Genomic DNA, 14,216 nt, shown 5'->3' on the forward strand with positions numbered 1-14,216 from the left:
AAACAAAACGAAATATTTGTTTCGTATGCAGAGTCGCCAGCATCTGCAATAGGGAAAGAAAAAGCGTGGGAAATAATCAAAAAGCCTATTAAGCTATGAAATATCGGAATCAATCCTTTATAGGGAGACGTACGAAATAAATACATGCCATGAAGTTCAAAAAGTACCAGGAAGAGGCAAGGACCACAATCCAAAAGTATATAGCCGATGAAAACATGGATAAGGTGATTCCCTTCCTAGGAATTATTGGAGAAGCTGGGTCGGTTCTGAGTGAACTAAAGAAGAAAGTTCGTGATGCCGAAGGTTATCCAGGTTTTGAAGAGAAGTTAAAGGAAGAATTAGGAGATGTTTTGTGGTACATATCCACGATTGCAACTCAACAAGGCCTTGATTTAGAGGAGATTGCTAGGGATAATCTTAAGAAAACCAAGGAAAGGTTTATGGAGCCAGACCCTGAACAGTTTAAAATATACGATGAAGCTTACCCAAAAAAGGAACGGTTCCCACGTGAATTTGAAATTTCATTCGAGCCATTTAAAAAGAATGGGAAAAGCATGCTCCGAATTGTTGATGCAAAAGGAAACCTTGTAGGAGATCCTTTGACTGATAATTCACACAATGATGATGGATACAGGTTTCACGATGTATTTCATTTTGGGTACGTAGCCTTTCTCGGTTGGTCTGCCGTTGTGCGGAAGTTGATGGATTTGAAAAGAAGAAGTGATGATACAACAGATGAAGTGGAGGACGGAGCCAGAGCCGCAATTGTTGAAGAGTTGATCACTCTCTATATCTACAGTCATGCTCAAAACCATGAGTTGTTTAAATACAGCGAGAGGGTTGATACGGAAGTCCTACAAACGATACAGAAATTGGTTAGTGGAATTGAGATCCGTGATTGTACAACTCGTCAATGGGAGACGGCAATTATCAATTCTTACAAGGTTTATCACGAATTGCGAAAAAACAATGGAGGTAGGGTTTTGGTAAGTATCAAGAACAGAAAGTTGATTTATATCGGTAAGAAGTGATGCAAGCTGATACTTTTTCTCCGTCCATCATCATAAAGAAGAACAAACCTAGAAAGTCAGAAGGGTATGATACTTATTGGCGATTTGCTGCTGAGCGATTGGAAATATTCTATCGAAGATTTCATGAATTAGAACCCCCTTGGACCGAAGACCCAATTCTTCGGGTCTACAAGTTCACTAATGTTTACAGAGCAACAGATCGGGTAAGCCAATACCTGATAAGAAATGTTATTGGCCAGGGAAGTAATGAGCCTGGGGAGTTGTTGTTTCGGATATTGCTTTTCAAAATCTTCAACAAGATTGAGACTTGGGAATTTCTTAGAAGCCACTTGAAAGAAATCTCATATGAAACTTACGATTTCAATACTTACGCGTCCTTATTGGATAAGGCCAAATACGTAAACGGTTCAATTTATTCTGCAGCCTACATTATGGCTTCAGGAAAAAGTGCTTTCGGTTTTAAAATGAAGCACCAAAATCATTTGAAACTAATCGAGTTGGTTGTGGATGATAGATTTTCTTCCAAGTTGTTGACCAGTAAAGGAATGGAGGAACAGTATAATTCCCTATTAAGCCTTCCTTCGATTGGAAAGTTCCTTGCCTACCAATATGCTATTGACATCAATTACAGTTCTGTGTCCAATTTCTCCGAAATGGAATTTGTTAAGGCTGGTCCTGGGGCAATTGACGGTATCAGGAAGTGTTTTACGGATTTAGGGGACTACAATGAAGAGGACATTATTAAGTTAATGGCTGACAATCAATTGGCTGAGTTTGATAGGCTTGATTTGAAGTTTGACGGATTATGGGGTAGGCCGTTGCAGTTAATTGACTGCCAAAACCTATTTTGTGAGGTAGATAAGTACTTACGAGTTAGTAATCCAGATTTAATTGGAAGTTCTGGAAGAACAAGGATTAAGCAGAAGTATCGTCCCAGTTCACTCAAAAAAATTCAATTTGAGTTCCCTCCTTCATGGGAGATTGTGCCTGAATAAGTAATAGTTAGATGCCTAGCAACACCCATAATGTATTTATCAGCCATTACGGTCATGACGATAAGCACGTTCAGCGCCTTAAACAACGGTTGATTGCAAACGGACAAAATGTGCGTAATAGTTCTATTGATAGCACTAAACACAAAAATGGTAAGATACCAAGCGACCGTGTGATAGCCCGTTATTTGAGAAGGGGTATATCTTGGGCTAAAACATTTATTTGTCTGATTGGTCCAGAAACTCATAATAGACCTTGGGTCAATTATGAAATCAGGGAAGCTTACCGTCAAGGGAAAACCATAGTAGGTATTTACACACACGGCAGTAATAATTCTGTGGAATTACCTGAGGCATACAAGAAATATGGTGGTAGCCCAATTGGTTGGAATTCGTTGGATAAGTTGGCTGATATAATGCAGGGAAAAGTTGTCGCACCTGAAAACCCTGACGGAACCCCAAGCGGACCGATCCACAATATTGTTCGAATTAAATGCTAGGAAAATGAATGTATTCTCTTATAAGATTGAACATGATTTTGGTTTGGCTCCAAACCCTTTCGGTGGTTACTGCACTTTAGCGGTTTGTAAACCTGCAATCCGAAGACATTCTCATCTTGAAATTGGAGATTGGATTATTGGAACTGGAAGCGTTGCATTAGGTAATATTCATCACTTGATCTATGCTATGAAAGTTGAGGAAAAAATGACCTTGGATGAATATTGGAATGACGATAGATTTGAGTACAAAAAGCCTGTTATCAACGGTACGCTGACCCAGATGTATGGGGATAATTTTTATCACAAGGTCAATGGAGATTGGGTACAAGAGAATTCGGCACATTCACTAGCGAGTGGAGAGCCTAACGTAACGCATTTAGAGAATGATACTGGTGGAGAAAATGTGTTAGTGTCTCAGACCTTCTACTATTTCGGTAACCGGTCTGTGGAAATACCTGAAGAACTTCAAGGAATTTGTAGTGAGGGAAGAAGTTACAAGCGAAATTTTTCTCCTGATCTTATAGTGGCGTTCGTTGATTGGCTTACAGGCAATTTTGATATTGGCATTAGCGGAGATCCAATTAACTGGAAATCGAACAACGATAGTTGGGAGGAGCATTTAAATCTGACGAAACCTGGAAACGATTGATCAAATGGACATTATAAGCTTCTCTGTAGATTGGTCAAAACCAGAAATTAGCTTCGCAACCGATTGGCTAGTTCTTGGGCCATTTTTAATATTGATTGTAGGGCTGGCTTTGTTTCGTTGGTACAGAAGAAAAAATCTCCAGCCCAATTGGCAGACTGAAGAAGTTACAGTTACGGTTAAAACTGGGGTTATTGACTATGAAAATAAGATTGTCAGAAGTTCCGAAAATGTTGAGATTGCCCACAAAATCTACATTGAACTGATAACAAGAAAAGCTGCGCTTCCGTTCGATAAAGACAATGATGTCATTGCCGAGGTTTACAATTCATGGTACAGCCTTTTTCAGGTGGTAAGAAATGAAATCAAAGGATTGCCATCTCAATTCGTTGCCAATTCTGGCGCTTCATCTGAACTTATAACACTAACGGTTGATATCTTGAACAAAGGTCTTCGACCACACTTGACAAAGTACCAAGCTGCGTTTAGAAAATGGTATGATGCCGAAATTGATAAAAAAGAGAATTCGGAGCTCTCTCGTCAGATGGTTCAACGCAACTATCCTGATTATGAAGAACTCATTTCTAATCTTTTAGAGGTAAACAAGACGTTAGAGAAATATTCCAAAGAGTTACTTAGACTGATTAACGGACCGAAGTAGCATGTGTTAAGGATTGTAGCGGATACCCCATAGTGAAGCGAGGGGTATGAGCCCCGCAGGGGAATACTAAAGAGAAATAATGATGAGGTCCTTCCTTCCCTTCGACAGACTCAGGGCAGGCAGTCAGGAAAACAGATGTGTAATGGATTGAATTGAAAAAGGGGTGTTGTATAAAGGAATGAAAACATTACATTTGCACTCCCAAAATTTTGAAGCAGCGAAATGGCTAAGAAAGGAGATAGAATTCAGGTGATCCTTGAGTGTACGGAACACAAGGAGAGTGGTGTAGCTGGAACATCGCGGTACATTACCACGAAGAACAGAAAGAACACCCCAGAGCGTATTGAATTGAAAAAGTACAACCCGATCTTGAAAAAGATGACGGTTCATAAAGAGATAAAGTAATAGGTCATGGCTAAGAAGACAGTAGCAACGCTTAAGACAGGTTCAGGTAAGGATTTCACCAAAGTGATCAAAATGGTGAAGTCGGATAAGACCGGTGGTTACACTTTCCGTCAGGAAGTTGTACATAACGACCACGTGAAGGACTTTTTTGCACAAAAGGACTAAGACGTTACCGCATTGAATGAAAGGCTTCTCTCTAACCTAAGGGAGAAGCCTTTTTTATTTGCGATTGACAATGGGCAATTTTTAATTGACAATTGCTCTGCTTATCAGACTGTAAACAGGACTTTTAAAGGACATTTTTTTGGCCACAGAAACACAGATTTTCACAGATTTCACAGAGATTTTCGGGAAGACCTGTATGTTTTCTTCGTTTCTCCCGAAGGGTTGGGACAAGTTGTGGCTATTTCATGTAAGTTGGCATTGCTGAAAATCATGAACTCATAATTTTTCGTTTCTAATTATTAATTGACAGAAGGTGGCATTGTTCGGATTCTTTTCGAAGGAAAAAAAGGAGAAGCTTGACCAGGGTTTGGAGAAGACGCGCGAGGGCGTGTTCTCGAAACTTACGAAGGCGGTCATCGGAAAATCGAAGGTTGACGATGAGGTGCTCGATAACCTTGAAGAGGTGTTGGTGACGTCTGATGTTGGTGTGGATACCACGCTGAAGATCATCGGGCGCATTGAAGAGCGTGTATCGCGTGATAAATATGTGGGGACGGATCAGTTGAATAAGATCCTTCGTGAGGAGATCGTGGAACTTCTGAGCGAGAACAACAGCGCGGATGTAAGCGGATTGCCGATCGCAGAAGACAAGAAGCCGTATGTAATTATGGTTGTGGGTGTGAACGGAGTGGGTAAGACCACGACCATCGGTAAGTTGGCGCATCAACTGAAGAGTGCGGGAAAGAAGGTGGTTTTGGGGGCTGCAGATACATTCCGTGCTGCTGCGGTTGATCAGTTGATCATTTGGGGGCAACGCGTTGGGGTTCCTGTTGTGAACCAAGGAATGAATGCAGACCCCGCTTCTGTGGCGTTCGATACGTTGCAGTCGGCCGTAGCGCAGAATGCCGATGTGGTGGTTATTGACACGGCAGGGCGCTTGCACAATAAGGTGAACCTGATGAACGAGTTGAGTAAGATCCGTAGAGTGATGGACAAGGTTGTTCCTGGCGCACCGCATGAAATACTATTGGTTTTGGATGCATCGACCGGACAGAACGCGATTGAGCAGGCCAAGCAATTTGTGAAAGCAACTGAAGTGAACGCTTTGGCCTTGACCAAATTGGATGGAACTGCCAAAGGAGGCGTGGTGATCGGTATCTCCGATCAGTTCAAAATTCCTGTGAAATACATTGGTGTGGGCGAAGGTATGGAAGACCTTCAGGTTTTTAACCGCGAAGAATTTGTGGATTCGCTGTTCTTAGGGAAATGATACCAACCCCTCTGCCTTCGGCATCTCCCCAAAGGGGAGAAAGTGACACTTCGAGTAGCGTCTCTGGGTGAGTTTCACTTGTAGGGGAGCCATACGGTGAAATTTTAGGAACACGGTTTCTACTTCGGTTTTACCTGAAGTAAGGAATGCCGTTCTTTGCAGCCCGAATGAGAACACGCACACTCAAAAAGAACAAGATCAACGTCATCACGTTGGGATGCTCCAAGAATCTCTACGATAGTGAGGTTCTGATGGGACAATTGCAAGCGAATGACCTTGAGGCGGAGCACGAAAGCACCAAGGATGATTCGAATATCGTAGTGATCAATACCTGCGGTTTCATTGACAATGCCAAGCAGGAAAGCATTGAGACCATACTTCGTTTTGCCAAGGCAAAGGATGACGGACTTGTGGAAAAGGTATTCGTTACCGGATGTCTTTCTGAACGTTACAAACCAGACTTGGAAAAGGAAATCCCGAATGTGGACGAGTATTTCGGAACGCGTGATCTTCCTCGGCTGCTGAAGGTTCTGGGTGCGGATTACAAGCACGAATTGGTAGGTGAGCGTTTTCTGACCACGCCATCTCATTATGCGTATTTCAAGATCTCGGAAGGTTGCGATAGACCATGTTCTTTCTGCGCCATTCCGCTGATGCGTGGTAAACACGTTTCTACACCTATAGAGGAGTTGGTGGAATCGGCTAAGAAATTGGCGGCCAAAGGTGTGAAGGAGTTGATGTTGATCGCGCAAGACTCTACCTACTACGGAATTGACATTTACGGCAAACGCAGGTTGGCCGACCTTCTCACCGAACTCTGCAAAGTGGAAGGCATTGAGTGGATTCGTCTGCATTATGCGTTCCCAACAGGTTTTCCGGAAGATGTGCTGGACGTAATGGCGCGCGAACCGAAGATCTGCAAGTACTTGGATATGCCGTTGCAGCATATTGCAGACCCGGTGCTGAAATCTATGCGCAGAGGAACTACCAAGGAAAAGACAACCAAGCTTCTGAATCTCATTAAGGAGAAAGTTCCCGGAATTGCGTTGAGAACCACATTGATCGTTGGTTATCCTGGCGAAACCGAAGAGGATTTTGAGGTGTTGCTTGATTGGGTGAAGGCGATGCGTTTCGAGCGGCTTGGTGTTTTCACGTATTCACACGAAGAGAACACGCACGCGTATCTTTTAGAGGACAATATTCCCGAAGAGGAAAAACAAAGACGCGCTGAACTGGTTATGGAAGTGCAGCAGGAGATTTCCCTCGAAAAGAATCAGGAGTTGATTGGTAGAACGCTCAATGTATTGATCGATCGGAAGGAAGGCGAAAACTACGTTGGAAGAACGGAGTACGATTCCGTTGAAGTGGACAACGAAGTTTTGATTCCTGTTGAAGACAATTACCTACGGATCGGTGATTTTGTGAATGTGGAGATCACGGATGCGGAACACTTCGACCTTTTCGGAAAAGTAAAATCATGAAAAGCCACAGAAACGCAGAGCGCACAGAGCATCAACTATCGTCTCTGTGAGAATTCTGTGAAAATCTGTGCATCTGTGGCTATAAAATGTTGTTGTTTAGATGGAAATCTCTACCATTTCGCTGGAGCATACAGAGCGGTTCAACCGACTGATCCTTGATTATGTGAATGGTGCGGAAACGGTGAAGGAATTCTACGGATTCCGTCATTCGTTGGAGAATTACGCCAAGCAAATTGAATCGCGGAAGAATTTTCCGATTGATCGGGAGTTACTGGCAGATGCGCTTCTGAAGCAATACAGAACCATTGGTGGTGCAAAGGATTCGGTGCTTAAGAACATTGAATCGCTACGAAATGAGAACGCGTTTACGGTCACCACGGGCCATCAGCTCAACATCTTTACGGGCCCGCTGTATTTCATCTACAAGATCTTCCACACGATAAAACTGGCAGAGCAGCTTCGCAAAGCATATCCCGAAAATCAGTTTGTTCCTATTTATTGGATGAACTCCGAGGATCATGATCTGGATGAAGTGGGGCATTTCAATCTGTTCGGGAAGAAATACGTTTGGGAAACCGATCAGACAGGCGCCACGGGCAGAATGAACCCAACGAGTTTGGAACAGTTCTGTGATCAGTTGGAAGCGGTCTTTCCGAACAATGAAGAGACAAAACGGCTCATTGAGGTCTTCCGAACGGCTTATTACAAGTTCGATAAACTTTCGGATGCTACGCGATATTTCGTGAATGAGTTTTTCGGTGAGAAAGGTCTGGTGATCATTGATAGTGATGATGCAGAATTGAAACGTCCTTTTTTCGAGTTCTTCAAGAAAGACTTTGAATGCGAGCCGTTTGCATTGGTCCGTTCAACGAACCAACGGCTTGAAGCTTCGGGATATCACGTACAGGTGAACCCGCGCCAAGTGAACTGTTTTTACTTGGCCGATGGTATGCGTAACCGAGTTGTAGAGACCGAATCGGGCTACAAGGTTTTTCAGACGGATATTCGATTTACACGGGAAGAGCTTGAAGCGGAGTTGAAGGAACATCCCGAGAATTTCAGTCCGAATGTGGTGTTGCGGCCGTTGTTTCAAGAGTTCATTCTGCCGAATTTGACGTATGTCGGTGGAGCAGGCGAGTTGTCTTACTGGCTACAGTACAAAGACTATTTCACGCAAATGGGTGTGAGTTTTCCGATGCTTTCATTGCGGAACCATTTCCTTTTGATTGACCACGGTTCTTCCAAGCGGATGACGGAATTGAAGCTGTTGCCCGAAGATCTGTTCCATTCCGTTGATGAGTTGGTGAAAGCACACGTGTTGGAAGTTTCGGATACGGATGTCAACTTAGATTCAGAGTTGGATCTCTTAGCTCAGTTGTACGGGTTATTGAAGGAGAAGGCTGATGATATTGATGCTTCACTGGTCGCTTCTGTCGAGGCGGAACAGACACGCGTTCAGAAAAGTGTTGAGCAATGGGGCGGAAGGTTTGCGCGCGCCTTGAAGCAGCAGAACGAGGTTTCGGTCAATCGCATCCGAAAACTGCATGCACATCTTTTCCCGAACGGATTCCTTCAGGAACGACACATCAATTTTTTGCAACCGTTCTCCAAAAGTGAGTCAATTTTCTGGTCATCCGTTTACGATGCAACAGAACCTTTCAGCACAGAATTTCGTGTGCTGACTTTCGATTGAACCGTAAATCGTTCTTAGAAGATCTTTGGAGTACTTCCAGGTCCCTGCCAGTTGTAGCAGTTTCGGGCGCGCTTACGTGCAATACGCGATTTCTTATTGAAACCGGCACGTGTAAACTCGATGATGAGCGCAACTTCGTGACTACCGGAGGTTGATCCTGCAAGTTTAGATAGCGTCAGGTCGTAGCTGTAACCGACCTGATACATAAAGGTCTTGTCGCGATTGGTGCCGCGCATGCCCACGTTGAACATCAACGCATCGGTGTCGTTCGCTTCAAATCGGAACTCATTTCGGTACCAAACCCCGATCATCAATGGTGCTCGCATGGCATACATACCTACGTTCAGCGTAGAAAGCGTACGCTGATGCTCGTACATGATATTGGGCGAAAGGTAGAACGGATTCTTACTTCTTGGCTTCGAAAGCGAAACCATCATGCTGTAGTGACCTACAAATTTGATCGGTAGTTTTTCGGTTCTGCCGATCAATGATTCGTTTGGTTGGGTAATGTGATGGGCCGCGAAACCAAGCGTGTTGGCGATCACTTTCCGTGTGCGCATTCTTCCACCACCGGGACGAATGTTGAACCGTGCCAGAATACCTGAGTTGAAATCTGGCATTTGTACTTTCAGTTTATCAGGTCGCTGCGCGTTGGTCGGGTTTATATTTCCATAGATCGGGTGCAACTGATCGGAGAAAACAAACGCGTCCCAATTCTTGATCTGCTTGCTCATGTAGGCGGCATCCAAACCAAAGTGGAGGTCAAACATCCGTGGAATGACGATCAATCGGTATGAATACATGATGCTGTACCGTTGCGACTGCAATTGTCCTTCGCCTTCATTTCCAACGGTTGCCAGAAAACCGATACCACCGAATATATTCGGGTCACCTATATCAACACCAGCGCAATACGTAGAGAAATCACCCGGAACAGCAGTCCATAGATTTCGGTAATTCATGTTGACCCGTACACCAAGATCGGCACCGGCATAAGCAGGATTGATGTACGTCCGGTTCGCATAAAACTGAGTGAATGTAGGATCCTGCGCATGTGCCGCAGACAGTCCGCTCAACCCAAGAAGTACCGAAAGTAGTAGTCTCCGCATATCGAATCTTAGTCCCAAAACTGCCGATTTATACTCGCAAAATCGGATTTCGTTACATAAAGTTGAAGTTTTTCGTGGAACAATGGTTTTAACATCGGATCATGAACATTTTTTCAATGTTCTCATATGTGGGTCAAATTGCTGAAGTACCTTCGTTTTCGAATGAAACGTTGGTTTTTTTTAGTGGTTTTGATTCCCTTCGCGATAGGGTGTAATACAACGGACGATACGGAGAAACCAACGGTCGTGGTGTATTCACCGCAAGAAGATGGGGCAGTTTACACGAATGATGGCCTTCGGGTTCGTGCTGATCTGAGCGATAATACAGGTGTTTTGCAGTATAAGATAACGCTGAACGGAATTGATTCGCTCAATGATATTGCTGCTGATAGCACCTATTCCATAACCTATATTGACGCCATTCCTGGAAAGCCAACGGATTACAACTACGACCAAACGCTCGATCTTCCTGCATCCACGTTCAATGGACATTATCAATTTACCATGGCGTGTGTCGATGTGGAGGGTAACGAATCTATCCGGGATACGGTGCTGTTTGAGATAAAGAACAGTGCCGATTCAGTACCACCAACCTTCAATGTGACCGGTCCCACACCTTACGATACCTTGGGTTATGGACAGGGCTTTCTCCTTGGAGGCATCATAACCGATGCTGAAGAGTTGACCTATTCCGAACTTTTTGTAGGAACCGTAAATTTCTCTGATACCATGATCTACGTGCCTTATCCAGTAATAGTTGATAATGCCATTACTTATGATGGCACGTGGTGGGTTCCGATCGATAGTACGTGGACCCAAGGTTCATATCATGTTTATTACACCGCTTGGGACAAGTATTCGGGCGTTTCATATTCCATTCCATTTTACGTTAAGTATTGATTTTCAATGATTGAGACCAAAAAAAGAACATTCGTGTTCGATTTTGACAGTACGCTCACGCAGGTGGAGGCGTTTGAAGAGTTGGCGGAGGTATCACTGAAAGGTGATCCGAAGAAGAAGGAGAAGATCGCGCAGATCGCCAAGATCACCGATCAAGGTGTTGATGGCGACATCACATTTACCGAATCGCTGGAGAAGCGATTGAAGATCCTTAATGCGCACAAAGATCATTTGGATGTGCTGGTGAAACGTTTGAGCCGAAAGATCTCACCTTCCATCTCTCGGAATAAGGATTTCTTTAAAAAGTTCGCGGACGATATCTACATCGTTTCGTGCGGATTCAAAGAGTTCATCGATCCGATCATGGCCAAATATGGTATTCCGTCCGAACGGATCCATGCCAATACATTCAGGTACAACAAAGGCGGTAAGATCATCGGATTCGACCGAGAAAATGACCTTTCTAAACCTGATGGCAAGATCGATGAGCTGAAAAAAATGGAGCTTCCGGGCGAAGTGCATGTTATCGGTGATGGATTCTCTGATTACCAGATGCGTGCAGCTGGTATTGCCGATAAATTCTACGCGTTCACTGAGAATGTGGAACGTAAGAACATCCTCGATAAAGCGGATCATATCGCTCCAAGTTTGGATGAGATCCTTTACAAGGAGAAACTCCCGATGGCCATCTCTTACCCGAAGAACAGGATCAAAGTGTTGCTCCTTGAGGGTATTCATGAAGATGCTGTTGAGATGCTGAAAGGCGAAGGTTATCAAGTGGAGTTGATGGCCGGCAGCATGACCGAGGATGAACTCTGCGAAGCTGTGAAAGGCAGACACATTCTTGGCATCCGATCGAAAACACAGATTACCGCGAAGGTTGTGGAAGCTGCTGATCGCCTCTTGGCCATCGGGGCGTTCTGTATCGGAACGAACCAGATCGATCTTGACGCTTGTCTGAACAAAGGTATCTGCGTGTTCAATGCGCCATTCAGCAACACAAGGAGTGTGGTGGAAATGGTCATCGGTGAGATGATCATGCTGATGCGCGGCACGCATCAAAAGAGCATGGCCATGCATCGTGGTGAATGGGATAAGTCGGCCAAAGGTAGTTTTGAGATACGCGGCAAGAAACTCGGAATTGTCGGTTACGGAAACATCGGTGCTCAATTGAGCGTGTTGGCCGAAGCATTGGGCATGCAGGTAATGTATTACGATGTGGAGGAGAAGCTGGCGTTGGGAAATGCGCAGAAAGCAAAAACGCTACGCGAGTTGATGAGCAAGTCGGATGTGGTGACGCTGCATGTTGACGGACGCTCGGAGAACAACGGCATGATCGGCAAAAAGGAACTTGGCTGGATGAAAGATGGAGCCGTGTTCCTCAATCTGGCCAGAGGGAAAGTGGTCGATCTGGATGCGTTGAAAGCTGTGCTTGTTTCCGGTAAACTCCGTGGAGCAGCCATCGATGTTTTTCCAGTGGAGCCGAAATCGAACGATGAACCGTTTGAATGTCCGTTCACGGGAATGGATAATGTGATTCTCACACCACACGTGGGCGGAAGTACCATTGAGGCTCAGAAGAACATTGCAGCTTACGTTCCAGAGGCGTTGGTCAATTATGTCAACTCTGGCGATAGCTTCGGTAGTGTGAATCTGCCCAACATCCGTGTTCCTGAGGTGAAAGGTGCGCACCGACTGCTACATGTACATCAGAATGTGCCAGGCATCATGGCGCGTATCAACAACATTTTCTCACGGTTCAATATCAACGTGGTGGGACAATATCTGAAGACCAATCAGCAGATCGGTTACGTCATCACGGACATTGATAAGGAATACAACTCGGATGTGGTGGATGAACTCAGGCGTATCGATCACACCATCAAGCTACGCGTGCTTTACTGATTCTCGTTCTTGTTGAGGATGATGAGGGCAGCGATAACGCCCGGCACCCATCCCAACAGGGTAAGAATGAACACAATAAGAATCGACCCGCAGCCTTTGTCGTAAACGGCCAATGGCGGGAAGATGATGGAAAGGATAACGCGACCTAAAGACATGCTGTAAATATAAGTTTGTCTGTTGCACGGAGATACTCCGAGTACATCTGTTGCACAGAGTCACTCTGTGAATCTCAATTTCTCGATTAAACCTCTGTGTAAAGATCAGGAAGCCAGTTCCTTTTTCAACGCAGCCATTTTGATGGCGGTGATGGCAGCTTCATCGCCTTTGTTGCCATGAACACCACCCGCGCGGTCCAATGCCTGTTGCATGGTATTCGGTGTCAAAACCCCGAAAATCACAGGAAGATTGTACTTGATGTTCAAGTTCGTGATTCCTTGACTCACGGCATCACAGATGAAATCGAAATGTTTCGTTTCACCTTGAATGACCACTCCGATGCAGATGATGGCATCGAACTCATTTCGTTCGGCCATCAGTTGTGCTCCCAAGGTCAGCTCATAACTTCCGGGCACGTTTCTGCGAACGATATCCTCAGCCTTGGCTCCGAATTTCAGAAGGGTTTCTTTGGCACCTTGGTAAAGTGCTTCGGTGATTTCCGTGTTCCACTCGCTTACTACAACCGCGAAGCGCATTCCTTCGGCCGAAGGAACCGTATTCGCATCGTAAGATGATAGATTTTTAAGAGCCGAGGCCAAATCAGTTCATGTTAGCCACAGCACGCGCAATGTACTTGGCGGCATCGCGGCCTTCGTTGCTGTTCGGGTATTTCTCCTTCACCTGTGTGTAGTAGTCGATGGCCTTATCGAACTTGCCAGCTTTCTCAGCAGCAAATCCGGCCTTCTGAAGGAAAATAGGTGCGGTAAAGTCATTGTCGTTGGCATCGGCAGCCTTCTCAAAGTAGTTCAGCGCCTCATCGGTCTCGCCCAATTCCATGTGCGCATCACCGATGGCGCCAAGAGCAACAGGTCCGAGCATTTCGCCAGCGGCATCGTAACTTTCAAGTTCGTCAATGGCGTCTTCGTACTGACCTGAGCGTAGGTAACAGATGCCAGCATAGTAGTGTGCCAAGTTTCCTGAGGCTGTGTTGCCGTACTCATCGGCCACATCCAAGAAACCGAGGTAGTTTCCATCACCGTTCAATGCAAGGTCAAAACTGTCCTTCTGAAAATACTGCTCAGCCATGAACATCTGTCCGCTCGCTTCTTCTTCCAAAGGCTCCAGATAAACGCGGTTGTAAGCATAAAATCCGACAACTACAGCTACGATTGCTCCAACAACCCCAAGGATGAGATTCTGGTTCTGATTGATAAAGTCTTCCGTTTTGGAATAAACTTCCTCAACATCAACGATCAATTCTTCGTTTTCAGCTTCTTTGGTCTTCTTGGCCATGTCCGTTTT

General features: G+C 44.9%; 16 protein-coding genes. 12 read left to right on the forward strand and 4 right to left on the reverse strand.

The window, feature by feature from the left end:
• Positions 1-149: 149 nt before the first annotated feature.
• From GC178_00705 to bshC, 10 genes are all read left to right on the forward strand, one after another.
• Positions 150-1,031 (forward strand): nucleotide pyrophosphohydrolase, encoded by an 882-nt coding sequence (locus tag GC178_00705; protein MBI1286078.1) that lies wholly within the window; start codon positions 150-152, stop codon positions 1,029-1,031.
• Positions 1,031-2,026, forward strand: coding sequence for a hypothetical protein (locus GC178_00710; GenBank protein ID MBI1286079.1), 996 nt, complete (start codon positions 1,031-1,033; stop codon positions 2,024-2,026). The genes GC178_00705 and GC178_00710 overlap by 1 nt, the downstream gene beginning before the upstream one ends.
• An 11-nt stretch (positions 2,027-2,037) precedes the next feature.
• Positions 2,038-2,523, forward strand: a complete 486-nt coding sequence (locus GC178_00715; GenBank protein MBI1286080.1) for a TIR domain-containing protein — start codon at positions 2,038-2,040, stop codon at positions 2,521-2,523.
• Positions 2,524-2,527: 4 nt separating this feature from the next.
• On the forward strand, positions 2,528-3,172 hold the full coding sequence (locus GC178_00720; protein ID MBI1286081.1) for a hypothetical protein: 645 nt from the start codon (positions 2,528-2,530) through the stop codon (positions 3,170-3,172).
• Positions 3,173-3,176: 4 nt separating this feature from the next.
• Positions 3,177-3,830 carry a hypothetical protein gene (locus GC178_00725; GenBank protein MBI1286082.1) on the forward strand — a complete coding sequence of 218 codons (654 nt, stop codon included), beginning with the start codon at positions 3,177-3,179 and terminating at the stop codon, positions 3,828-3,830.
• Between the two features lie 222 nt (positions 3,831-4,052).
• Positions 4,053-4,235, forward strand: a complete 183-nt coding sequence (rpmG, locus tag GC178_00730) for a 50S ribosomal protein L33 (GenBank protein ID MBI1286083.1) — start codon at positions 4,053-4,055, stop codon at positions 4,233-4,235.
• A gap of 6 nt (positions 4,236-4,241) precedes the next feature.
• Positions 4,242-4,400, forward strand: coding sequence for a DUF4295 domain-containing protein (locus GC178_00735; protein ID MBI1286084.1), 159 nt, complete (start codon positions 4,242-4,244; stop codon positions 4,398-4,400).
• Between the two features lie 313 nt (positions 4,401-4,713).
• Positions 4,714-5,670 carry a signal recognition particle-docking protein FtsY gene (gene ftsY / locus GC178_00740; GenBank protein ID MBI1286085.1) on the forward strand — a complete coding sequence of 319 codons (957 nt, stop codon included), beginning with the start codon at positions 4,714-4,716 and terminating at the stop codon, positions 5,668-5,670.
• A gap of 167 nt (positions 5,671-5,837) precedes the next feature.
• On the forward strand, positions 5,838-7,151 hold the full coding sequence (rimO, locus tag GC178_00745; protein MBI1286086.1) for a 30S ribosomal protein S12 methylthiotransferase RimO: 1,314 nt from the start codon (positions 5,838-5,840) through the stop codon (positions 7,149-7,151).
• A 100-nt stretch (positions 7,152-7,251) separates the two neighbouring features.
• A complete protein-coding gene (bshC, locus tag GC178_00750; GenBank protein ID MBI1286087.1) occupies positions 7,252-8,844 on the forward strand; it encodes a bacillithiol biosynthesis cysteine-adding enzyme BshC in 1,593 nt (530 codons plus the stop codon).
• A gap of 14 nt (positions 8,845-8,858) precedes the next feature.
• Here bshC and GC178_00755 read toward each other — a convergent pair whose 3' ends face one another.
• Positions 8,859-9,953, reverse strand: a complete 1,095-nt coding sequence (locus tag GC178_00755) for a type IX secretion system membrane protein PorP/SprF (GenBank protein ID MBI1286088.1) — start codon at positions 9,951-9,953, stop codon at positions 8,859-8,861.
• Between the two features lie 126 nt (positions 9,954-10,079).
• On the opposite strand from GC178_00755, the gene GC178_00760 reads away from it, so the two are divergent.
• Together GC178_00760 and serA are read left to right on the forward strand one after the other, a co-directional pair.
• Positions 10,080-10,853, forward strand: a complete 774-nt coding sequence (locus tag GC178_00760) for a DUF4625 domain-containing protein (protein ID MBI1286089.1) — start codon at positions 10,080-10,082, stop codon at positions 10,851-10,853.
• Between the two features lie 6 nt (positions 10,854-10,859).
• The gene (serA, locus tag GC178_00765; GenBank protein ID MBI1286090.1) at positions 10,860-12,758 is read left to right on the forward strand and encodes a phosphoglycerate dehydrogenase; all 1,899 of its coding nucleotides are present in this window, start codon (positions 10,860-10,862) and stop codon (positions 12,756-12,758) included.
• Here serA and GC178_00770 read toward each other — a convergent pair.
• The 3 genes from GC178_00770 to GC178_00780 all read right to left on the reverse strand — a co-directional run bounded on the left by GC178_00770 (position 12,752) and on the right by GC178_00780 (position 14,207).
• Entirely contained in the window at positions 12,752-12,913 is a 162-nt protein-coding gene (locus GC178_00770; GenBank protein MBI1286091.1) for a YqaE/Pmp3 family membrane protein, read from the reverse strand. The two genes, serA and GC178_00770, sit on opposite strands and share 7 nt — an antisense overlap.
• Before the next feature lie 105 nt (positions 12,914-13,018).
• On the reverse strand, positions 13,019-13,513 hold the full coding sequence (locus GC178_00775) for a 6,7-dimethyl-8-ribityllumazine synthase (protein MBI1286092.1): 495 nt from the start codon (positions 13,511-13,513) through the stop codon (positions 13,019-13,021).
• Between the two features lies 1 nt (position 13,514).
• Positions 13,515-14,207, reverse strand: a complete 693-nt coding sequence (locus tag GC178_00780) for a tetratricopeptide repeat protein (protein ID MBI1286093.1) — start codon at positions 14,205-14,207, stop codon at positions 13,515-13,517.
• Positions 14,208-14,216: the final 9 nt, after the last annotated feature.

It is taken from the genome of Flavobacteriales bacterium, from assembly GCA_016124845.1.
Taxonomy (GTDB): Bacteria; Bacteroidota; Bacteroidia; order UBA10329; family UBA10329; genus UBA10329.

Excerpts from the sequence above, each read along its gene's own strand:
- GC178_00705 (MBI1286078.1), top strand. The coding sequence starts at position 150 with ATGAAGTTCAAAAAGTACCAGGAAGAGGCAAGGACCACAATCCAAAAG.
- GC178_00710 (MBI1286079.1), top strand. The coding sequence starts at position 1,031 with ATGCAAGCTGATACTTTTTCTCCGTCCATCATCATAAAGAAGAACAAA.
- GC178_00715 (MBI1286080.1), top strand. The coding sequence starts at position 2,038 with ATGCCTAGCAACACCCATAATGTATTTATCAGCCATTACGGTCATGAC.
- GC178_00720 (MBI1286081.1), top strand. The coding sequence starts at position 2,528 with ATGAATGTATTCTCTTATAAGATTGAACATGATTTTGGTTTGGCTCCA.
- GC178_00725 (MBI1286082.1), top strand. The coding sequence starts at position 3,177 with ATGGACATTATAAGCTTCTCTGTAGATTGGTCAAAACCAGAAATTAGC.
- rpmG (MBI1286083.1), top strand. The coding sequence starts at position 4,053 with ATGGCTAAGAAAGGAGATAGAATTCAGGTGATCCTTGAGTGTACGGAA.
- GC178_00735 (MBI1286084.1), top strand. The coding sequence starts at position 4,242 with ATGGCTAAGAAGACAGTAGCAACGCTTAAGACAGGTTCAGGTAAGGAT.
- rimO (MBI1286086.1), top strand. The coding sequence starts at position 5,838 with ATGAGAACACGCACACTCAAAAAGAACAAGATCAACGTCATCACGTTG.
- bshC (MBI1286087.1), top strand. The coding sequence starts at position 7,252 with ATGGAAATCTCTACCATTTCGCTGGAGCATACAGAGCGGTTCAACCGA.
- GC178_00755 (MBI1286088.1), bottom strand. The coding sequence starts at position 9,953 with ATGCGGAGACTACTACTTTCGGTACTTCTTGGGTTGAGCGGACTGTCT.
- GC178_00760 (MBI1286089.1), top strand. The coding sequence starts at position 10,080 with ATGTGGGTCAAATTGCTGAAGTACCTTCGTTTTCGAATGAAACGTTGG.
- serA (MBI1286090.1), top strand. The coding sequence starts at position 10,860 with ATGATTGAGACCAAAAAAAGAACATTCGTGTTCGATTTTGACAGTACG.
- GC178_00770 (MBI1286091.1), bottom strand. The coding sequence starts at position 12,913 with ATGTCTTTAGGTCGCGTTATCCTTTCCATCATCTTCCCGCCATTGGCC.
- GC178_00780 (MBI1286093.1), bottom strand. The coding sequence starts at position 14,207 with ATGGCCAAGAAGACCAAAGAAGCTGAAAACGAAGAATTGATCGTTGAT.